This is a genomic window from Acinetobacter sp. NEB 394 (genome assembly GCF_013374795.1).
Classification (GTDB): Bacteria; Pseudomonadota; Gammaproteobacteria; order Pseudomonadales; family Moraxellaceae; genus Acinetobacter; species Acinetobacter johnsonii.
Window position 1 is genome coordinate 1686837 of the sequence record NZ_CP055277.1, and the last position, 20246, is coordinate 1707082.

21 protein-coding genes and 2 pseudogenes are annotated in these 20246 nt (G+C 40.7%); 10 read left to right on the forward strand and 13 right to left on the reverse strand.

The features are described 5' to 3' along the window. Positions 1-141 precede the first annotated feature (141 nt). Positions 142-873 (forward strand): hypothetical protein, encoded by a 732-nt coding sequence (locus HUK62_RS08025; RefSeq protein WP_176537573.1) that lies wholly within the window; start codon positions 142-144, stop codon positions 871-873. A gap of 24 nt (positions 874-897) precedes the next feature. Here the strand turns inward: HUK62_RS08025 and thiM are convergent, their stop codons facing one another. The 3 genes from thiM to HUK62_RS08040 all read right to left on the reverse strand — a co-directional run bounded on the left by thiM (position 898) and on the right by HUK62_RS08040 (position 3392). After that, positions 898-1773, reverse strand: coding sequence for a hydroxyethylthiazole kinase (gene thiM / locus HUK62_RS08030; RefSeq protein WP_176537574.1), 876 nt, complete (start codon positions 1771-1773; stop codon positions 898-900). Positions 1774-1784: 11 nt separating this feature from the next. After that, positions 1785-2948: a hypothetical protein gene (locus HUK62_RS08035; RefSeq protein WP_176537575.1), complete on the reverse strand. Its 1164-nt coding sequence runs from the start codon at positions 2946-2948 to the stop codon at positions 1785-1787. 186 nt (positions 2949-3134) lie between these two features. Continuing rightward, the gene (locus HUK62_RS08040; RefSeq protein ID WP_058869723.1) at positions 3135-3392 is read right to left on the reverse strand and encodes a hypothetical protein; all 258 of its coding nucleotides are present in this window, start codon (positions 3390-3392) and stop codon (positions 3135-3137) included. 423 nt (positions 3393-3815) lie between these two features. Between HUK62_RS08040 and pepN the strand changes: the two genes are divergently transcribed. Together pepN and HUK62_RS08050 are read left to right on the forward strand one after the other, a co-directional pair. Continuing rightward, positions 3816-6425, forward strand: a complete 2610-nt coding sequence (pepN, locus tag HUK62_RS08045; protein WP_176537576.1) for an aminopeptidase N — start codon at positions 3816-3818, stop codon at positions 6423-6425. 247 nt (positions 6426-6672) lie between these two features. Then, positions 6673-6888: a hypothetical protein gene (locus tag HUK62_RS08050; RefSeq protein WP_004696898.1), complete on the forward strand. Its 216-nt coding sequence runs from the start codon at positions 6673-6675 to the stop codon at positions 6886-6888. A gap of 66 nt (positions 6889-6954) precedes the next feature. On the opposite strand, the gene HUK62_RS08055 is transcribed toward HUK62_RS08050, so the two are convergent. Then, complete coding sequence (locus HUK62_RS08055) at positions 6955-7398, reverse strand: universal stress protein (RefSeq protein ID WP_004696899.1); 444 nt, start codon at positions 7396-7398, stop codon at positions 6955-6957. 84 nt (positions 7399-7482) lie between these two features. Then, on the reverse strand, positions 7483-7926 hold the full coding sequence (locus HUK62_RS08060) for a universal stress protein (protein ID WP_125281140.1): 444 nt from the start codon (positions 7924-7926) through the stop codon (positions 7483-7485). Between the two features lie 302 nt (positions 7927-8228). Between HUK62_RS08060 and HUK62_RS08065 the strand changes: the two genes are divergently transcribed. The 3 genes from HUK62_RS08065 to HUK62_RS08075 all read left to right on the forward strand — a co-directional run bounded on the left by HUK62_RS08065 (position 8229) and on the right by HUK62_RS08075 (position 10233). Further along, a complete protein-coding gene (locus tag HUK62_RS08065) occupies positions 8229-9242 on the forward strand; it encodes an alpha/beta hydrolase (protein WP_176537577.1) in 1014 nt (337 codons plus the stop codon). An 83-nt stretch (positions 9243-9325) separates the two neighbouring features. Then, a complete protein-coding gene (locus tag HUK62_RS08070) occupies positions 9326-9670 on the forward strand; it encodes an SMR family transporter (RefSeq protein WP_005401176.1) in 345 nt (114 codons plus the stop codon). Between the two features lie 5 nt (positions 9671-9675). Then, complete coding sequence (locus HUK62_RS08075; protein ID WP_176537578.1) at positions 9676-10233, forward strand: TetR/AcrR family transcriptional regulator; 558 nt, start codon at positions 9676-9678, stop codon at positions 10231-10233. Between the two features lie 65 nt (positions 10234-10298). Here the strand turns inward: HUK62_RS08075 and HUK62_RS08080 are convergent, their stop codons facing one another. The 4 genes from HUK62_RS08080 to HUK62_RS08095 all read right to left on the reverse strand — a co-directional run bounded on the left by HUK62_RS08080 (position 10299) and on the right by HUK62_RS08095 (position 14288). Next, positions 10299-11474: a benzoate/H(+) symporter BenE family transporter gene (locus tag HUK62_RS08080; protein WP_176537579.1), complete on the reverse strand. Its 1176-nt coding sequence runs from the start codon at positions 11472-11474 to the stop codon at positions 10299-10301. Between the two features lie 125 nt (positions 11475-11599). Next, positions 11600-12250 (reverse strand): leucine efflux protein LeuE, encoded by a 651-nt coding sequence (gene leuE, locus HUK62_RS08085; RefSeq protein WP_176537580.1) that lies wholly within the window; start codon positions 12248-12250, stop codon positions 11600-11602. A gap of 70 nt (positions 12251-12320) precedes the next feature. Beyond that, positions 12321-13307, reverse strand: a complete 987-nt coding sequence (gene tal / locus HUK62_RS08090; protein ID WP_004984782.1) for a transaldolase — start codon at positions 13305-13307, stop codon at positions 12321-12323. A 33-nt stretch (positions 13308-13340) separates the two neighbouring features. After that, positions 13341-14288, reverse strand: coding sequence for a LysR family transcriptional regulator (locus HUK62_RS08095; RefSeq protein WP_228723752.1), 948 nt, complete (start codon positions 14286-14288; stop codon positions 13341-13343). Between the two features lie 99 nt (positions 14289-14387). Between HUK62_RS08095 and aceI the strand changes: the two genes are divergently transcribed. Continuing rightward, positions 14388-14828, forward strand: coding sequence for a chlorhexidine efflux PACE transporter AceI (gene aceI, locus HUK62_RS08100; protein WP_176537581.1), 441 nt, complete (start codon positions 14388-14390; stop codon positions 14826-14828). Between the two features lie 32 nt (positions 14829-14860). Here aceI and HUK62_RS08105 read toward each other — a convergent pair. The 4 genes and pseudogenes from HUK62_RS08105 to HUK62_RS08120 form a co-directional block, all read right to left on the reverse strand. Next, a pseudogene (locus HUK62_RS08105) lies at positions 14861-16098 on the reverse strand (IS3 family transposase). 148 nt (positions 16099-16246) lie between these two features. Then, positions 16247-16639: pseudogene (locus HUK62_RS08110) on the reverse strand (transposase family protein); the annotation flags it as partial. 37 nt (positions 16640-16676) lie between these two features. Beyond that, positions 16677-17081 carry a transposase family protein gene (locus HUK62_RS08115; RefSeq protein ID WP_176537337.1) on the reverse strand — a complete coding sequence of 135 codons (405 nt, stop codon included), beginning with the start codon at positions 17079-17081 and terminating at the stop codon, positions 16677-16679. Between the two features lie 72 nt (positions 17082-17153). After that, positions 17154-17519, reverse strand: a complete 366-nt coding sequence (locus tag HUK62_RS08120; protein ID WP_176537582.1) for a hypothetical protein — start codon at positions 17517-17519, stop codon at positions 17154-17156. A gap of 144 nt (positions 17520-17663) precedes the next feature. Here HUK62_RS08120 and HUK62_RS08125 point away from each other — a divergent pair, with 144 nt between their 5' ends. The 3 genes from HUK62_RS08125 to HUK62_RS08135 all read left to right on the forward strand — a co-directional run bounded on the left by HUK62_RS08125 (position 17664) and on the right by HUK62_RS08135 (position 20157). Beyond that, entirely contained in the window at positions 17664-18104 is a 441-nt protein-coding gene (locus HUK62_RS08125; RefSeq protein ID WP_004669044.1) for a transposase, read from the forward strand. Next, positions 18101-18436 (forward strand): IS66 family insertion sequence element accessory protein TnpB, encoded by a 336-nt coding sequence (tnpB, locus tag HUK62_RS08130; protein WP_004669045.1) that lies wholly within the window; start codon positions 18101-18103, stop codon positions 18434-18436. Before HUK62_RS08125 ends, tnpB begins: the two co-directional genes overlap by 4 nt. Positions 18437-18510: 74 nt before the next feature. After that, positions 18511-20157, forward strand: a complete 1647-nt coding sequence (locus HUK62_RS08135; RefSeq protein WP_034595387.1) for an IS66 family transposase — start codon at positions 18511-18513, stop codon at positions 20155-20157. Positions 20158-20246 lie beyond the last annotated feature (89 nt).

Here is a 20246-nt window from a genome sequence, read left to right on the forward strand (position 1 = left end):
GCCCGCAATTGGGCTGTCGTATTTCGTACTAGAAATTACCTGTTTGGTGAAGACAGTTTTTTCTATCCCTGTGGTCATCAAAGCATTGCATTTAGACTATATCAGTAAAACAAGTGATCAAAATAAGAACGGAAACACTTCATGCAACTTATGGAAAAGGTCGTTGATTTTAAAAAGCTTTCAGTAGAGAAAAAACAAGTTCTATTTGAAGAGCTTGAAAATTTTGATCGACAAATTTTCCCAAATGCAATCCCAGCAGAACTGTATCAATTGTTGTATAACCCTGATGTAGTGGCATTACCTATTATTCGTTTTTATCATCGCGGAAAAATAGTTGGGCAAAATATTATTGCCATCTTGAAGCTTAAGACAGCGCATCAACCCTTATATATTCTTAGCTCGCGTGCAGCTTTTTTACCAGACTACCGAAATCAAAATAGAACACTTTTATCTGCAATTCGAGTAACTTTAGGTTATCGTTTAAAATATCCTACGCGTCAGTTATGGTTTGTTTCGAGTTTGATGCAGCCAAAAGTATATCGGCTGTTTGCTTCACGTTCAAAACGTTTTTATCCACGTGCAGAAGTGCCAATGCCTGAGGATTATTTACAGGTTCTTGATCTCATACAAAACCGTCATGTGAATGTGCAACAGCGCAGTGATGATGTGTTTGTGCATCCTTGTGTACTGCCACAGACCACGCCTGAACAATTGATGCGGCTTCGAAATCGATGCAGTCGTCATATCAACTTTTATATGCAACATACGCCTGATTATTTTATTGGTATGGGCTTGATGTGTATCTGTAAATTAGATTTGTTGAATCTGATAGAAGCGGCGATGAACGTGTTTTTAGGGCGAGAAGTTGCCTAAGCAGAAACTCTCGCCATACTTTATTTAGGCTGAGTTACGGATAAGCTGTATATGCGCATATTCATAAATGGTTTCAGCTTTCATTTGATGAATGTGATCCATAAACGCTACATTAAAACTTCCTGTGCTTTGGCTTTGGGTATAAGCAAGTTGCCCCGCAATGGCAAAGTGGACATGGGCAGACAGTGCAGCAATGACAGGATTGGTGACTGCGCTATAGGCTGCAATTAATGCACCAAGGGCACAACCCGTAGCAGTAACTTTAGGTTGTAAATGTGAACCACCATTGACTTGGATTACAGCATCAAGCTGTTTGGAAAGGATATAGTCAGACTCACCCGAAATGGCAATGACTTCAGCCTGTGCTAAAAGTGTTTTTGCTTGATGGTAGACATCGGCACTGCTTGCCGTGCTGTCAACGCCTTTGGTTTCGATCTGCTTCCCTGCAAGTGTGCTGATTTCCGATGCATTGCCACGAATAACGGTGGGTTGAAAAGCTAAAAGCTGATCTACCATTTCAGAGCGCCATTTTAAAAATGGCCCATATCCTACAGGGTCTAATACCCACGGTATGTTTTGCTGCTGTGCGGTTTGTGCCGAGATTTGCATGGCTTGCATTTGTTCAGAGGTTGGCGTACCTAGGTTAATACTGAGTGCTGCACTAATGCGTGTGAAACTTTCAGCTTCAAAGGGATTATCAATCATGGCAGGTGAGGCGCCCGCAGCCAATAAAACGTTGGCTGCATAATTGGCAGCCACACTGTTGGTGATACATTGCACCAAAGGTTGTTGCGTTTGCAGGGCAGTCCAAGCTTCAGCAACATATTCCATCAAGACATCGGTTTGGTCTTGAATCGATTGTTTTGTGTTAAGCAAGGACAGGTCTAAAAGCTGGGTCATAGTGGGTGCCCTTATTTGGTGAAATAGTGGTCTTGATGCTTACATTTGCGACAAAATAAAGTCACATATTGGTCAGCATCATAATCTACGGTGAGCTCATTTGACCCACAGTACATACAGCGTTTTTGTGAATAGAAGCTTAAACGCGGCTCAATTTTTTGCCATGAACGAGAGACGGGCTGGAAGAAAATAGCTTCGTCATAGCCTAAAAAGCGGAAAAATAAGACTTCGCTCATTTTGCTGAATGGTAGGTTATGCGGTCGAGGCAGCGTTGAAGTTTCCCATTTTTCAGCCACACTGCGTTCACGGTATTGTTGTAGAGTTTTTTTCAACAAGTTGGTGTTGATGAAGTTTTCATTTCTGGGTTGTAAGGCTTTACGTTCATATAAATACTCCAATGCAGTTTGGATTAAATAATAAATTTGTCCGACTGCGAGTACATCGAGTAAACGATAACAAAACACTTGGAAACTGTTATTTCCCGCAATTTGAATGCCCCAAGTACGGCAGTAAAACTGCATAAATTGGATAATTTCCTGATAGAGCAATTGGTACAAGGCATTTTTGACTTCATCCGCGGTCTTAAAAGGCACACCAAGGCTAAGGTTTTCATAAAACCAATAACGTAATTGCTGCGTAACACTAAATAGGCTAGGTTCAGAATAGCCGTCCAAACGCACATTAATATAATACTGATGGGCTTCACTGGCAAAATCTTTGGCAACGAGGATTTGTTCTTTTACCAGTTGTTTGACGAGACTATTTTGAAACAGATAATTGGGGGTAATGCTAAAATATTTGATCTGTTCCCAATCAATAAACTCTTGGTGCTGTGTATGTTCTTGTGCGTAGTCATCTAACAGGGACAATAAAAATAATTTATGCATAAAACTGAGTTGACCCAGTTCAAACTCATAAATGTCCTTGGTTTTGGTTTTGGATTTACGCTGTTCTTGCTGACGAGTTTCTTTCAATATTTTTTTGCGCTGGGCTAAACAACTGTCGCAGTGGCAATTTAAGTTTGAATTGCTAAAAACACGATGTTGGCAGTGGCTACATTCATGAAAGTTAATTTCTTTGTCGTATTGTTCAGCATCCACCCAAAACATGGCCGCCTGACAAAGTGGACAAGGCGTGCTCTCATCAAGTTGTTTGTGCAAAATTTGAAGCGACATAAGATGAATTTGAAACTCAGGATTTTCTCAAATTATACACGCTAAAATTTCAGAAAGGCGCTGTAAATTGCAGTGTAATTGAACAAGCAGAGGTGCTTTGTAAACGCTAGACGGGTGAAGCAATGCAGTGGTGAATATAGGGCGAAAAAAATACGGCATGCACCGTATTTTTTGTAGAAGTAGAATTTAAACGGGGCAAGGTAGAGAGTCATCTTCCATACCTAATTTCTTAGCTTCAATCATGGCTTGAACTTTTTTGCTTGGCAACTTTTTAGTCCCTAGCGTGTCGTAGTGATTTAGAATGCTGCTGACATCATGTGCTTGTAATGGCATCCCTTCACAGCTCATGAACAGGGCAATGACTTTATGATCAATTTTTGCAGCATGCATTGCTTGCAGCATTTTTATATTTTCGACGCGGACGATATGGTCTTTTAAGTACATCTCACACCTCTTTTATTTTGCTTAAGTTTCATCATGCGCTATGCATATCTAGATACAAGCAAAAACTGTGCACAAAATGTAGCCGATTTGAAAATTAAGTTGGATATTTGAAAAGAGCTGTCTTTATATCTTATCGATGTCTTTAAGTTTCTCAGCGTTTGAATGGCGGAGAGCTAATGGCACTGTGCAAGTCTAAAGGCTGGTGTAAATATTGCTAGACAAGCACGGCACGATGTGAGGAGTTGTCTGTTTCTTATTCACTTGGTGCAGTCATATGAGCGGGATAAGAACAATAGAATTGAAAAGCCTGCTCAACGTGCCCATATAAATATCATTCAACATACACAGACAGTATGGCAAACTTGTCGTATGATCAAAACATACACAATATAAAGCTGTAGACCAATAGCATTAGGACATGACATGAATATTGCGGCAAATCCAATTATTGAAGCAGATCAAACCGTCTATTTAAAAGACTATCAAAAACCATCTTTTTTAGTAGACAGCATTTACCTTGATATTCAAGTCTATGATGAGCATAGCCAAGTTGATGCTGTACTGGAGCTGACGCGCCAAACCGACGGTGATTTGGTTTTACTTGGTCGTGATTTAGAGTTGAAAAGTGTAGTCCTGAATGGTCAGCAACTCAGCCAAGAGCAATATGTACTCGATGCTGAGCAGTTGGTGATTCGAAATGCACCAAATCAGATCAAGCTTGAGACATCGGTGATCATTCATCCTGAGTCAAATACACAACTTGAAGGCCTATATCAAGCGGCATCAGATTTGTTTGTTACCCAAAATGAGCCTGAAGGTTTCCGTAAAATTACCTTTTACCCAGACCGTCCTGATGTCCTTTCAGTCTTTACCACACGTGTAGAAGCTGACAAAAAATATCCAGTGCTCCTTGCCAATGGTAACTTGATTGAAGCGGGCGAGGCAGGCGAAGGTCGTCACTATACCATTTGGCAAGATCCAACCAAAAAACCAGCGTATTTGTTTGCTTGTGTGATTGGTGATTTGGCTGTTTTAAAAGACCGTTATGTGACCTCGGAAGGCCGTGATGTGGCTTTAGAAATTTATGCCGAAGAAAAAGATATTCCGAAATGTCATATTGCAATGGAAGCCTTAAAGCATTCAATGCGTTGGGATGAAGAACACTATGGTCGTCCCTATGATTTAGACAACTATATGATTGTGGCTACCAGTGCTTTCAACATGGGGGCGATGGAAAATAAAGGACTCAACATTTTTAACACGTCATGTGTTTTGGCGGATGAAGAATACACGACAGATGCCGCGATCATGCGTGTACAGTCGGTAATTGCTCATGAATACTTCCATAACTGGACAGGTAACCGCATTACTTGCCGTGATTGGTTCCAATTGTGTTTAAAAGAAGGCTTAACGGTTTTCCGTGATCAATCTTTCTCAGAAGATTTGCAGTCGGCTGCGGTTCAACGTATTGACGACGTTGCGGTACTCAAAGCGCATCAGTTCCCAGAAGATTCAGGCCCATTGTCTCATCCACCGCGTCCAGACCATTTTGTGGAAATCAATAACTTCTATACTGCAACGGTCTATGAAAAAGGTGCGGAAATTAACCGCATGATGGCAACCTTATTAGGCAAAGAAAAATTCCGTAAAGGAACCGATGAATACTTTGAACGCCATGATGGTCAAGCTGTGACAGTTGAAGACTGGGTAGCTGCTTTAACCGCAGGTTCAGGCGTAGATTTATCCAACTTCTTAACGTGGTATAACCAACCAGGCACACCAAAGTTAGAAGCTGAAGGTCACTATGATGCTGCTGCACAAACTTATACCTTAAACTTTAAGCAAAGTTTAAAAGCACATCCTAAGTATCCGAATCTAAAAGCTGTTCCAATCCCTGTCGCTTTAGCGCTGTTCGATGCTGCAACAGGTGAGCAATTGGTTTTAAACTCAGACAGTTTATTTGAAAATGCCGTCAAAGACGGTGTGTATCTTTTCGATAAAGATCAAGCCAGCATTGTGTTTAGCGGTTTAAGCACGAAACCTGTCGTGTCATTACTGCGTAATTTTTCAGCGCCCGTCAACTTAGAATTTAACTATACCGATGAAGAGTTGGCGTTCCTGATTCAATACGAAACCAATGGTTTTAACCAATGGCAAGCAACGCAAACACTGCTTGAGCGTATTTTACTCAATGGTCATGATGCGCATATTTATATTCAAGCCATTAAAAACACGCTGCCAGATCTTGTTGAACAAGATCCACTCTTGGCATCACGTTTATTTGATGTACCAAGCGAAGGTTATTTGGGTAGCCGCATTGACACCGACTACGAACCAGCGAAGATTCAAGAACAGCGTAATGCTTTAATTGACAAACTGGCACGTGAGTTAGGTGAGTTCTGTAAAGACACTTATTTGGCTTTAGACCCAGATTTGCAAAAAGAGTTCTCACAAGCCATGGGAGTCCGTGCGCTAAAAAACATCATGCTCAGCATGATGGCACGTCAAGGTGATGAAACCGCTTTTGAACTGGCATATCAGCAATATGAAGCCACAGGCAATATGTCTGAACGTTTAGGCGCATTACGTGTCTTGGTGTGGAACGATGCACCGCAAGCAGAAGCTGCTTTACATGATTTTTATCAACGTTTTAAAGATGAGGCTTTGTCACTAGATCAGTGGTTCACACTTCAAGCGGCACATCCTTGCGCTACAGAAGACACCATTCAATACCTCACTTCTCATGTCGATTATGATTTGGGCGTGCCGAACCGTATTCGTTCTGTGAGTGGTGGCTTAAATGCAAACCCAGTGAACACATGGAGTTTTGGTGTGGATCATTTCATTGGGCTGGCAAAATATTTAGATGAGAAAAACCCAATAGTTGGTTCTCGTTTGCTTCAGGTTTTGTCACGTTGGTACACATTGGCAGAGCCACAGCGTAGCGAAGTGAAAGCGAAGCTTGAGGCTTTAAAACCACAAGTGAAATCTAAAAATGTCAGTGAAACTTTAAGCAGTATGTTAAGTATTTAACTCATCTACGCATAAAAAAAGCCAGTCTACTGACTGGCTTTTTTTATGCAAACTGAAGAATGACAGTATGAAGAGCTCACATTGTTATTTTTATAAATAATGAATATTCATGTGAATAGTGTGAAATGAATCGCATTTTATGGGTATAATGTTATGGCATAACAGATGATTAGCTCAATATTCTGTATTTTTTTCGGCTTCTGTATACAGGCTATTGGGCAGACAAACATGTAGAGTGTAAATAGATATGTTAGTTAAAATTGAAGATGGGTTTTATTTAAATACCGTTCATATTATTGCTATTCGTATTGCGAAAAGTGCTGAACTGGGAACATTTCAAGTCAATGTTGAGTATAGCCCGCATAACCATCAGGCTTCGGGTTTATTTCAAAAAACTTTTATGCAACAGTCGGCAGCAGAGCATTATTTGCAAAATTTGCATCAGCAGATTAGTAAAAGCTAATGAAGTGAACGAGTTCTGCCAAACAAAAAAGACTGCTTCGGCAGTCTTTTTTATTTAAAACAATACTTAAACTTTTACGATCAGCACAGGTATCGGAGACTGTGTGAGAACATTCTGCGCCACACTACCTAACATCATCTTTTTAAAACCTGTACGGCCATGTGAGCCCATCAAAATCAGGTCTGCACCGACTTCATCGGCCACATGAATAATACCTTCAGAAGGAGAGATGCCGCGAATTACTTTGGTATCCACCTCAATTTCATCACGGTCAAATGAGAGCTTTACTTCGGCTAAACGGTCTTGAGCAACTTTTTCAGCATGTAGGAAATAGTCGGTGATGGCTGGTGCAACTTTATAGAAGTCGACACCGACAAATGGATCAACTGCAATCACACTCATGAGCGTCACACGACTGTTTAAATCTTTGGCTAACTCAAGTGCTTGTTCAACAGCAGCATAAGACATCGGGGATTCATCGACGGCAACCAAAATGTGTTTGTAGCTCATTATCTTCTCCTTAAGGGTGCATCTTTATACGGATCATTTTGCAGTATATGCGAAATCAATTCATATAAAGACGCGTTATGTTGATTAAGCTTTAACAATGAGAACTGGGAGTTCAGTAGACTTGAGAACATCTTGAGCAAAGCTGCCTAATAGGAATTTTTGAAAGCCTTTACGGCCATGTGAACCCATCACAATCAAGTCATTTTTTAGTGAAGCGGCTGCTTCGACCACAGCATCTTCAGAGACTTCACCTTTGATGATTTTAGACTGTGCTGTTACACCTTGTTCTTGTGCAATTTGAACAGCATCCTGAAGGGCTTTCTCAGCATTGTTGTAGGCTTGTATGAAATATTCTTTCATGATTGGAGAAGTATAGTAAAAATCAGCATCTTTGAGAGGGTCTTCAGCAACTAAGCTAATCAATGTGAGTTGACTGCCAAAAACTTTGGCAATTTCAGCCGCTTGTTTAACCGCAGAAAAAGAAATTTGTGAACCGTCAACAGGGACTAAAATATGTTGGTAAGCCATCAGAGGGACTCCTTTTTGTATAAGATTTAGTTCTTAATTTATTGATAACACACTTCCATTGAATGTTCAATTTTGATCGGGCTAAAAATTGAAAATTCATGAAATTTAAAGAAAATAATTCAAAAAAAAGCCGATTTACGTTTCCAAAATGTTGAGTAAAAAACTCAAGTTTCAGATTTAAAGCAATATTCTTTAAAAGGTGCTTCTAGTGTTTAAATGAGGCTGAAATGAGACCTGTTTAATTATGCGATGCGATAGAGATTGTATTAGAATCATTTGAAAAAAGGGTGGGGCCGAACAGTATGATTTTTCAATCAATAATAAAAGTACTTAGTACTGTTTTCATGATTGTGCTATTGAGCGCGTGTCAAAGTGTAGAAAAGAACACCAAACTGATTGCGGGGACATTCAATACAGCAACCAATATTCAAATGAAAATGCTGGATCGCTTTGCGCCTCCCGATGTCATCGTACACAATAATATTCCATATCAAGCTAGCCCTGAGCTGAATGTTGATATCTATCAACCCAAAAATATTGAACAATTAAACGCAGTGCCTACGGTGGTTTGGATTCATGGTGGGGGTTGGGTTTCGGGGTCAAAAGAGCATGCGCGAGGTTATTTTAAGCTTTTAGCTAATCAAGGCTTTAACGTGGTCTCGGTACAGTATCAGTTTGCGCCTGAGGCTATTTATCCTACTCAGTTACAGCAAGTCGATCATGCACTGAATTTCTTACAATTGAATGCTGCTCAGTATCATATTAACCCGAACCAACTGTATTTAGCAGGAGACTCTGCTGGAGCCAATATAGCCAGTCATTATGCTGCGCTTTTGACCAATCCAACATTTGCTCAAGCATCCAATTTTAAGCCAAGCATTCAGCCGAAACAGCTTAAAGGGCTAATTTTGCATTGTGGTATTTATGACTTATATCGCTTTGTAAACACCGCTCCTGAGGAACGTAGACTTATTGAATGGGGCGTTTATAACCTGGTTCAAGCTTATACGGGGAAGCGTAAAGAGGATGCAGCTTTTCTAAAGTCGATTTCAACCAGTGAACATATTACGTCACAGTATCCACCTGTATTTATTAGTGGAGGAAATAAAGACTTTTTAACTAAGAGCCAGTCTTTACCTTTCGTCGAGGTGTTGAAGCAGCATCAGGTTGCAGTCACGGAGGCTTTTTATCCAGACTCTAATGAGTTTTTGGTGCATGAATATCAGTTCATGATGAGCAAACAAGCGAGTCAGATCACCTTTGATCGAACTATTGATTTTATAAAGCAAACCTCAAGGCCGACTGAAACAAAATAAAAAAGTATGCAGAAAGCCTTGTTTAATTTTTGCTATTTTAATAACATACCGACCGATTGGTATGTTTTTTTATTGAGTTTCTGTTGAATCCTATATTAATGGCTTATGCTTTGCTGGCGATGGCAATTATTTCTGAAGTGATTGGTTCGACTTTTTTGGTAAAGTCGGAAGGTTTTACCAAGCTATTGCCTTCACTGGCGGTGGTGGTTTTATTTTCGTTGGCATTTTATTTATTGTCTCAAGTGATTAAAGTGATTCCATTGGGTATCGCTTATGCGATTTGGGCGGGTGTTGGTATTGTTTTAACCGCTCTGATTGGTTACTTTGTTTTCCGACAGAGTCTAGATTTCGCAGCAATGATTGGTATTGCACTGATTGTTTCTGGTGTGGTCGTAATTAATTTATTTTCAAACTCAACAGGGCATTAAGTTCGATGCAACAAGCAAGTCCACGTAAAAAGGCACCAGAACAGGTTCGCCAAAGTATCCTACAGCATGCGATCTGTTTGGCTGCTGAAAAAGGCGTGACTGGGGTTTCCATACAAGCAGTGGCTGATTTGGTTGGCGTGAGTAAGGGTGGTGTTTTTCATCATTTCCCAAACAAACAAAAGCTACTAGAAGCGATGGTTGTGGAACAGCTTGAACAATTAGATCGTGTTGTTGATGAGTTGATTGGTCAAGACCGTGATCGTTATGGTTGCTTTACCCGAGCCTATATTGAAATTACTTTGGAAAAGCAGGTACTAGGTTTAGAGCATTCTTGGTCAGCTATTTCGATGATTATGCTGACGGATCGGACCTTTAATGAGTATTGGATTGAGTGGCTAGAAAAACGTTTGGCTCGACATCAGGATACAGACAATGATTTGGAGCTTAAAATTTTGCGCTATGCTGCAGATGGCATTTGGCTCACAGCATTTACCGAGGTGGAAAATTTGTCTGAGACCATGCAACTTAAGCAAGAATTGATTCAACGAAGTTATCAGCATTAATTTTCAAGTTAGCAATATTTGAATATAAAAAAGCACCCATCGAGGGTGCTTTTTTATATGAGGGCTTAAACTTTTTTGGCTTTAAACTTAAATATAAGCATAACCGCAAAACCAAAGAGTAGTCCCCAAAAGGCAGAACCAATACCAAAGAACTGTACCCCAGATGCGCTAAATAAGAACGTCATGAGGGCTGCCTCACGGTCTGATACCGCTTCAAATGCAATCGCGATGTTATGACTAATCGTGCCAAACAAAGCAATACCAGCCAATGCTGTAATAAAAATCGCAGGGAAAGACAGCAAAAGACTGGTCAGGGTGGCTGCGAATAGTCCCATTAAGATGTAGAAGAAACCGCAGCTCATGCCCGCAATATAACGTTTTGATGGATCAGGGTGAACTTGTTCATCTAAACTGACGGCTGCACTAATTGCTGCGGTATTGACACTATAACAGCCAAAGGGTGCGAGTAAAGCTTGGGCGGTACCCGTCCAACTAATCAGTTGATTGACGTGGGGGCTATAGCCATAGCTTTTAATCATAGCAATACCCGGTAAGTACTGCGATGCCATATTGATCACAAACAAAGGTAGTGCTAAACCTAAAATAGCAGACATGCTGAACTCCGGTGCCATCCAAACAGGTTGCGCTAGGCTCCATGTGATTTGAGGAGTATGGAAGTCTAAGAATAACGGGCAGAGTAACAAGCCTGCAATCACTGTAATGACAATGCAATAACGTGGGGTAAGTCGCTTAGAAACAATATAAGCCGCCAGCATGGATAAAATAAAACCCCAATGGTCTTGCATACTGGCGAACAATGAAATACCAAACTTCAATAACACACCTGCCAGCATGGCACTGGTTAGGCTTTGCGGGATATACGTCAGTACTTTTTCAAAGATACCGAAAAAGCCCAAAATGGCAGTAACTAAACCGCAGACTAAAAATGCGCCAATCGCTTCATGCAAACTATAACCACTGCCTGTCGCAATAATTAAGGCCAGTGCTGCCGTAGACCATGAGGTCGATACAGGATATTTAAGTTTCCAAGATAAAAGCAGGCCACTCAAACCAATACCTAGACCTAAAGCCCAGAACCATGAGTTGATTTGCGCGGTATTTGCACCTAAGACTTGGGCGGATTGAATGACCAAGACTGAAGACACACTAATGCCAATGAGGAAGGTAATAAAACCTGCGAATACAGCTGGAACTGAGAAATCTTGAAATAATTTTTGCATGAAGATCAAAACATAATTTGAATGAGTGAAAATTACTATTGTTCAAGGGTCATACGCTGGTCCTTGAAAAACAAAACAGCACATGATAGATTTTTTATCGAAAATAATGAGATTATTCACGAAAATTACAGTGTAGAAAGTGCCAGTTTTAAGCCGAAGCCACAAAACAGCAGACCGACGGTCGCCACCGCAACGGCTGCAACTTTAAACTGACGATTGAAATAGCTCGCCAGCTTAATACCTGAAAAAATCAGGATACTAAGATAGGCCATACTGATGATTTGTAGAATAATGGAAAGTAAGGCAAAGCTCAGTGCTGGGTAAGCATAATTTGGGTCGACAAACTGAACAAAAAAAGACAGATAAAACAAAATAGCTTTTGGGTTTAAAAGGCTAATGGTCAGCGCTGAACGAAAAGGATGTAAGGTTTGTAACGTACTCTGATCTGTACCTGCTGCAAGCTGTTGTGGGCTTGACTTCCACGTTTTGACTGCTGCAATCAAGAGTTTTATACCTAAATATGACAGATAAAGTGCGCCTACAATTTTTAATAAAATAAACAGCCAAGGAAAAGCATGTAAAAGAGATGCTGCACCCAGCACGGTACATAGAATGAGGATCAAATCGCCTGTGAAAACACCTAATGCCCCCCAGTAACCTGTCTTAATACCAAATCGTGAGGCAATGGACATCACATAAAGAGAATTTGGGCCTGGCAAAATCACAATTAGAATTGTACCGATGATATAAGTACCGATATCGATAATACCAAACACAACGTATTCTCAATAAAAAAGCCGATGTTGCATGATAACAAAATCGGCTTTTAAAAGAAGAAAAATCAAGTTAAGCCGAAATTTCTTCATCTAAACCAAAAGACTGACGTAACAGTGTGTTCAGTTGTTGACGAGCTTTAATAAATCCATCAATCCCCCCTTGTAGCAGTTGCGTTGCCATGAGGTCATGTTCAATTTGATCTCTAAACTCAGTTTCACCGAGTGCGTTAAGTGCAGTTGTCGCTGGTGCAATATCACTTGCTGACAGTTGTGCTTTGACTTCACGCGTGTCTTGTTCAAGTGCAGCCAATAAATTAGGTGCAACAGTCAGCAGGTCACAGCCGGCTAGTCCCAACACTTGGTCAATACTCCGGAAGCTTGCGCCCATAATTTCTGTTTTAACCCCATGTGCTTTATAGAACTGGTAAATTTGCTTCACAGACAGTACGCCAGGGTCTTTTTCAACGGGATAGCTGTCCACGCCTTCGGCCTTTTTGTACCAATCTAAAATACGTCCAACAAAAGGTGAGATTAAAGTGACATTCGCCTCCGCACAAGCATGTGCTTGATGCACACCAAACAAAAGCGTTAAGTTGGTATGGATACCTTCAGCTTCCAGCACTTTCGCTGCTTGAATGCCTGCCCATGTCGAAGCAATTTTAATTAAAATACGATCTTGATCTACGCCGTAGTTTTTATATAGCGCCAGCAGCTCTTTGGCTTTTTCGATGGTGGCATTGGTATCATAAGACAGCGCTGCATCTACTTCTGTGGAAACACGACCCTCAATCAATTTGAGAATTTCAACACCAAATTTGACGGTAAGAATGTCGATTGTGCGTTCAATAAGTAAGTCATCTTCAAAGCCTTCAGCTTTGGCTTGAGCGAAAGCATCTTCAATTAATTCCTTATTTTCAGGTTGACTTGCAGCGGCTGTAATTAGAGATGGATTGGTGGTTGCATCGAGCGGACGAAATTGGTTAATCGCCGCTAAATCGCTACTGTCGGCAACAATGGTGGTTAAGCTTTTTAATTGGTTTAATGCGGTTTGTGTCATTGATCGTTCGTTCTTAAAGTTATTACCCGTAAATTATTTATAACACAAACTGCTTTTAACCCAAGTGGATTCGGACGTTTTAACAGCAGTTATTATACTTTTTTTACGCTGATTTCTGATGTATTGGATTAAAAAACGCGCAGCCGCGCCCAATTCACTTTCACGACTCCAGACCAAGTCCACAAAATATTCAAACTTCGGTGTGAAATCTAGCAGATCTAATATTTTGAGCTGCTTTTTGAGCTGCGGATTTTCATTCAACATTTCTAAGGGTAAAACACCCCAACCAAAGTTTTGCATGATTAAGGCGCAAGCTGAGTGATGGTTGTCTGTCCGCCAATACTGTTTGGAATATAGCAATTCTGGCTTAATGCTTTTATCGCGACTGGCAACCACGATTTGACGGCTATGTTGAATTTGTTCAAAGCTGACTTGTGGAAATTGCGCCAGAATAAAATCTTTATTGGCGACGGGAACTAAAGTTTCGAGTTTTAATTCTACAAACTGTTCGCTGCTTTCCAGTTGCTCACGTTCAAACATCAGCGCCAGTTGTGCTGTGCCGTTGAGTAACATTTTCTGCGCATCTTCTTGAGGTGCAGAAAAAATATTGATTTGTAGACTGGGAAATTCGGCTTCTAATATTGCGATGTAGTCGATCCATTGCATATGTAGAAGCTCAGATACCACTACAATGTTGAGCGAGGACTCCAAACCGTGGCTTAGGGCATAGGCATGCTGTTTCCATTGATTCATTTCGGTCAACAGTTGCTCGGTCTTTTCATACAAGGTCAGGGCTTGCGCAGTTGCTGTGGGCTCACGTCCTTCACGTAAAAAGAGTTGTAAATTTAAGTCTATTTCCAAGTTAGCAATTGACATACTCACGGCCGATGGTACTTTCCCTAACTTGCGTGCAGCAGCTGAAAATGAGCCTGACTCAATCACAGTTTTAAAAATAATCAGTTGCTCTTGATTGATATTCATAATTTTCCATCTTTCAGTTTTATTGAAAGAACCTAACTCGATTAATCAATATTATAAAAATAAAATAGCCAACATCCAATCATGAAAGAGTAATTAAAAATGTTGATTTCCAAAAGAAGGATTATTCATGCGCTCAGCTATGAAATCATCCTATTGGTGATCATTGCTGTTGCCTTAAGTTTCATATTCCATATGCCTTTAGAAGTCACCGGTGTACTCGGTATTGCCATGGCTGTCACTTCGGTCATATGGAATATGGTGTTTAACCATTTTTTTGAAAAGTTTGAAGCGAAAAGAAAGCTAAAAAGAACCATCGGCGTGCGTGTTCTTCACGCGATTGGTTTTGAAGGTGGTTTGATGCTTGCAACCATCCCAATGGTCGCATATGCAATGCAAATGAGTATTTGGCAAGCCATCGTGCTCGACTTCAGTTTAACCATGTGTATTTTGGTTTATACCTTTATTTTCCAGTGGTGTTATGACATGCTGGAGGCGAAATTGGGTATTCAACCTGAAACACAATATTCTGTCTTGTCCTGAAATAGATTGACAGTATTCCACTTCAAACCGAGTTAAGCAATTAGCTCGGTTTTAGTTTGCTCATACGTCTGATTCGGGATGTTCATATTTAAACTTAAATGTGGTCTATAGCAATTATAAATCATGATAGATTCCGCAATTAAGTGATCTAACTCCTTCATGGTTTGACATCGTGTAGTTAAAAACTCCTGCTTTAATATTCCATTAATCCGCTCTGCTAATGCATTCTGGTATGAGAAACACTGTTTCGCAAGTGCGCCATCTGTCATAGATGGACATACCCCATAATGGCGTAATGCCGATTGATATAGTTCAGAGCATTACTGAGAGCCTCTGTCTGAATGGTGAATCATCCTGGCTGCCCGATCTGTCACATGCTGCATCGCCATGTGTAGTGCCTGCACAACATTCTCTGCACGCATATCATTCGATAACTTATAACCTTTAATCTGGCGGGTATAAGCATCTGTCACTAAGGATAAATAATGTACGCCTTCAGCACTCTCAACATAGGTAATATCACTGACAAAGACTTCATTGGCTTGCACTGCTGAATAATCCTTTAATAAATTTGGATGCTTCTTCATCCAATGCTTGCTATCCGTAGTTTTTGTATAGCGACGCTTGGGGCGAATCAATAAATTATGCTCTTTCAATATTTTAAATAACTGATCCCGTCCACACTTTAAACCACGCTGCAACAATTTGCCTTTAATAAGCCAATACAACTTACGTGTTCCGATACTTGGCATGAGACAACGATATTCCATAACCAACTCAAGTATTTGTTCAGTTGCTTGTGCAGTCATTTGAGCACGTTTTTCTGCTTGATAATAAGCTTGTCGGGTGATTCCCAACCACTGACAATAACGTGAAACGCTTAGTCCTCTTTGGCTTTGCCAATCTTTGAAACGTGCTCGGTATACTTTTTTCCAAGATCAGTCCCACATTCTTTATCAATGTGATAAATCACATCCTGAATAAATTCAGTTTTAAGCTTTTCTGCGGCTAACTGCTTTTCTAATTGGCGGATTCGTTGTTGGGGTGTTAATTGGCGTTTAGAAGAAGGCGGCATATTCGAAGTCCAGTCCTGTTGTCCGTGCTTGCGTAACCATACCAGCACAGTTGATCTTCCTTGAATACCATATTTTGCCTGAGCTTGTTTATAAGTAATTTGCCCTTTTTCTACTTCATGTACAACCATCATTTTAAAGGCAAAGCTATAATCACCTTGTGTACGTTTAACTCTTTGTTCTCGTTCATGTTCCATAAAATAAGCCTCTTAAAGGTGTAAACTTATTTCAGGACGGGACATTCAAATTAAAAATTAAGCCACGCAATGTTGTGGCTTTTTTAATGTAATGATTTTCTTATTTGAATTTTATGACATTAGACTTCCTTCATAAATCATTTTTCAATCAATTTAATTGTTTATCTTTCACCCAATCTAAATTGTATATGCCAGCAAGTAAATTAAACCGCAGGTTTAATCTTTTACGACGATTTCTATATACACAAGATAAAATCTTAAAACATTTCATCCTTCCAAATACATGCTCTACTTGAATTCGTCTACGACCAATCTCTCTATTTAACTTTTTTAATTCAGAATCTAGTTTTTCAGTTTTCTTTGCTTTAGATGGCATGAGGCATCCAAAACCCAATTTCTTTATCCCTAAATACCCCTTATCAACAATAAAAAAGGGCTTAAATTTTAATTTCCTCATGCTTTTTTTAAATATTTTAAAATCATGCATGCTTCCATGACTTCCACATACACTCAGTATTTCACCTGTTGTATAGTGCATAGATAGCTGAAATTTAAAGGTATGTCGCTTTTTTTTACCGCTATACCATTTCTTCTGTTTTTTTTGGACGTTGAACTAATATTTCAGTTGCATCAATCACAACAACTTCCCAATCCACTTCATCTCGATTAGGAAGTTGTTTTGGCAAGTTAAATTTTCCAGAACCGATTAAGGTATCTTCAATAACACGTGTGATACGAATTGCACTCGTTTCAGATACACCGTAACTCATACCAAGATGGAAAAATGTTCGATATTCTCTCCAATATTCTATACATAAGAGCAAACGATCTTCCAACGGTAATTTATGCGGTCGTCCTTTACCAATATGACGAGGTAAATGCTTATTTAGCTCGGCCAACATGAGGTTAAATGTAGCCCAACTAACACCGCTAAGCCTACGAAACTTAACGTCTGATAATTTTTGAATATCTTTGAATTTCATCCAAGGATTATCCCTTGAATTAAATAATTTTGCTGATTAATTTAAGATCAAATAAATTGTACGTTTTTTGATTTATGACGGAAGTCTATTGAAAATATAAGGGATAATCAAGGCAAAAAGAACCGTGAGGGCATAGTGTAAGCTATTCACTACAGCGCTAATATATGGATGTGCAAAGCTTTTTAGATAGACCATGGTTGCGCCTTTCTTTGTACTGGAATCTGTGTATTGAATTTCATCACTGATCAAAAACCAGCTTAAACAGAAAAAGAGCAACATAAAAATAAAAAACACTAAGCCTAGCGGTGTAAACATTGAACGTTGATGTGTATTCAGTTTTGCGTAGTGTTGTTTAATGTGTTGGACTTGTTGTCTATTGAGCTGTAGACGAAAATAATTGATAAAAATAAGGGCAATACAGATGAAGGTACATGTCATTGAGAAATTTATGTCGGCTCGACAAGTTGGATGTGATGGTGGTTTGAAATATTCCTTTAAAGGTAAGCGTCCGCTGAACCCCACTTTTCTTATTTTCTCAATATCCCGATAGTGTCCATTATTTATTAAATGGACATTATGTTTATGGCCTTAGACACTTTTATAGACACTTTTATAGACACTGAACAAACGACAGAAAGAACCCGCAGAATCTTCGCAACTGAGTTTAAACAGCACCTAGTCGAGCTTTGCCTGCAGCCAGACACATCGGTGGCCAAGGTGGCAATGCAACATCAGATCAATGCCAATCTGCTACATAAATGGATTCGCCAGTCCAGATCAATGGTCCCGGCATTAAAAAGCCCACCCAGTCCACAGACCGACTTTCTTCCCGTCATTCTTCACCCGACTCCAGTCAGACAAGAAACACCTCCACCACCTGTGCCGGAGAAGAATGCTGTCGCTCATATCAGGATTCCATTGCATAAGGAACAAGGTTCCGCAAGGGATCAGATGATCGAGATCGACTGGCCGGTGGAGTCGGCAAAGGAATTACTGCCTTTAATTCAGGGCTTGATCAAATGATCCGTATCGATGAAATCTGGCTCTCTACCCAGCCGATGGATATGCGTGCAGGTATGGATACGGCCATGGCTCAGGTGCTGAGAGCCTTTGGCTATATCAAACCGCATTGTGCTTACCTGTTCTGTAATAAACGTGGCCATCGCATGAAAGTGCTGGTGCATGATGGACTGGGTATCTGGCTGTGTGCCCGGCGGCTGGAACAGGGCAAATTTCACTGGGCTCAGGTTCACCAGGGTGAAACCGTGGCGATCAGCCCGGAACAGTTACAGGCACTGATCCAAGGTTTAGCTTGGCAGAGAATCGGACTGCAGCAAGTGGTAACAATGCTCTAAACCAAGCTCATCCATTCTGCTATTCTCCAAACGTTTTATTTACACATATTCATGATCTCAGCCATACTGTGGTCATGAATACGCTGCCTGATTTAAGCCAACTGACCCATACACAACTGCTGGAATTTACCCGGCAGTTGGCGATTCAGCATCAGTCTCTAGCGCAATCAAATCAACAGTTAGATACCAAGGTTCAACATCTAGAAGTATCAAATCAACAATTAGATGCCAAAGTTCAACATCTTGAAGCATGCAACCAACATCTCTCTATTCTCACGCAAAAATACGAGCATGAGCTCGCACTATTTAAACAGCATAAATTCGGCAGTAAAAACGAACATCTAACCGCAAAACAAATCCACCTATGGGACGAAGCGGTTGAAGAAGATATCGCAGCGGTTGATCTGGAACTGGAACGACTGAATGCAGCTAAAACCGATGCAGCTGCGCAGAAAGCCACAGCCAACAAACCTAAACGTCGACCATTACCAGATCATCTACACACCATCCGTATTGAGCATGAACCTGCATCGACAGAATGTGCCTGTGGCTGTGCCTTGCGTCGTATCGGTGAAGATATCAGTGAAAAACTGAATTTCAGACCGGCACAGTTCTATAAGGAACAGCATATTCGAGGCAAATGGGTGTGTGATCAATGTGACACACTGACCCAACAAGCAATGCCGGCCTATGTGATTGAGAAAGGCATTGCCAGTCCTGAATTACTCAGCCATGTACTGGTATCGAAGTATGCAGATCATTTACCGCTGTACCGTCAGCGCCAGATCTTTCTACGCGCAGGTGTTGATCTGTCCAGATCAACCTTATCTGACTGGATTGGTCGCTGTGGTGTAGAGTTAGAACGCCTAACCGATGCATTAAGAAAGGTGATCCTACAGCAAGCGGTGATTCATGCAGATGAAACACCCGTCACCATCATGCGGATGGATGATAAAGATAAAAAACCGAAGAAAGGTTATGTCTGGGCTTATGCAACAACCCAATATAATCCAGTTCAAGCCGTGATTTATGACTTTCAAGACAGTCGCTCTGGTGAACATGCCGAAGCCTTTCTAAAAGATTGGCAAGGTCATTTAGTCTGTGATGATTACAGTGGCTACAAAGCACGCTTTAGATCAGGTAAAGTCATTGAGGTGGGCTGCATGGCGCATGCCCGTCGTAAATTTCATGAACTGCATGTGACCAAAAAAAGTCAGGTCGCTGAACAGGCATTACTGATGATTCAGAGACTGTATGCCATAGAAGCAGAACTCAGGAAAAAGACGGATGGTACAGCGCAACACCGCCGCGAATACCGACAACAGCATAGTCAACCGGTGATGCAACAACTCTATGAATGGCTCAACCAACATTATCTGACGGTGCCGTCGAGTTCTCCAATTGCCAAGGCTATCAATTACACTCTGAAGCGTTGGCCAGCTTTAAGTCGCTATTTGGATGATGGCAATCTACCGATTTGCAATAATTGGGTCGAGAATCAGATGCGTCCCTGGGCGTTGGGGCGCAAGAACTGGTTATTTGCAGGTTCGCTGCGCAGTGGTCAGCGAGCGGCCAATATCATGACTTTAATCCAGTCGGCAAAACTGAATGGGCTGGATCCGTATGCCTATTTAAGTGATGTCCTAAAAAGACTACCCACCCATAAAGTCACAGAAATTGAGGATTTGCTACCACACCGTTGGAAACCTGAACCTCGTTAAAACATAGTAATGGGGTTCAGCGGATGCTTACCTTTAAAGTGAACATCAAAACTGACCATAAGGAGTGCTAGTCCTAAGGGAATGAGGTA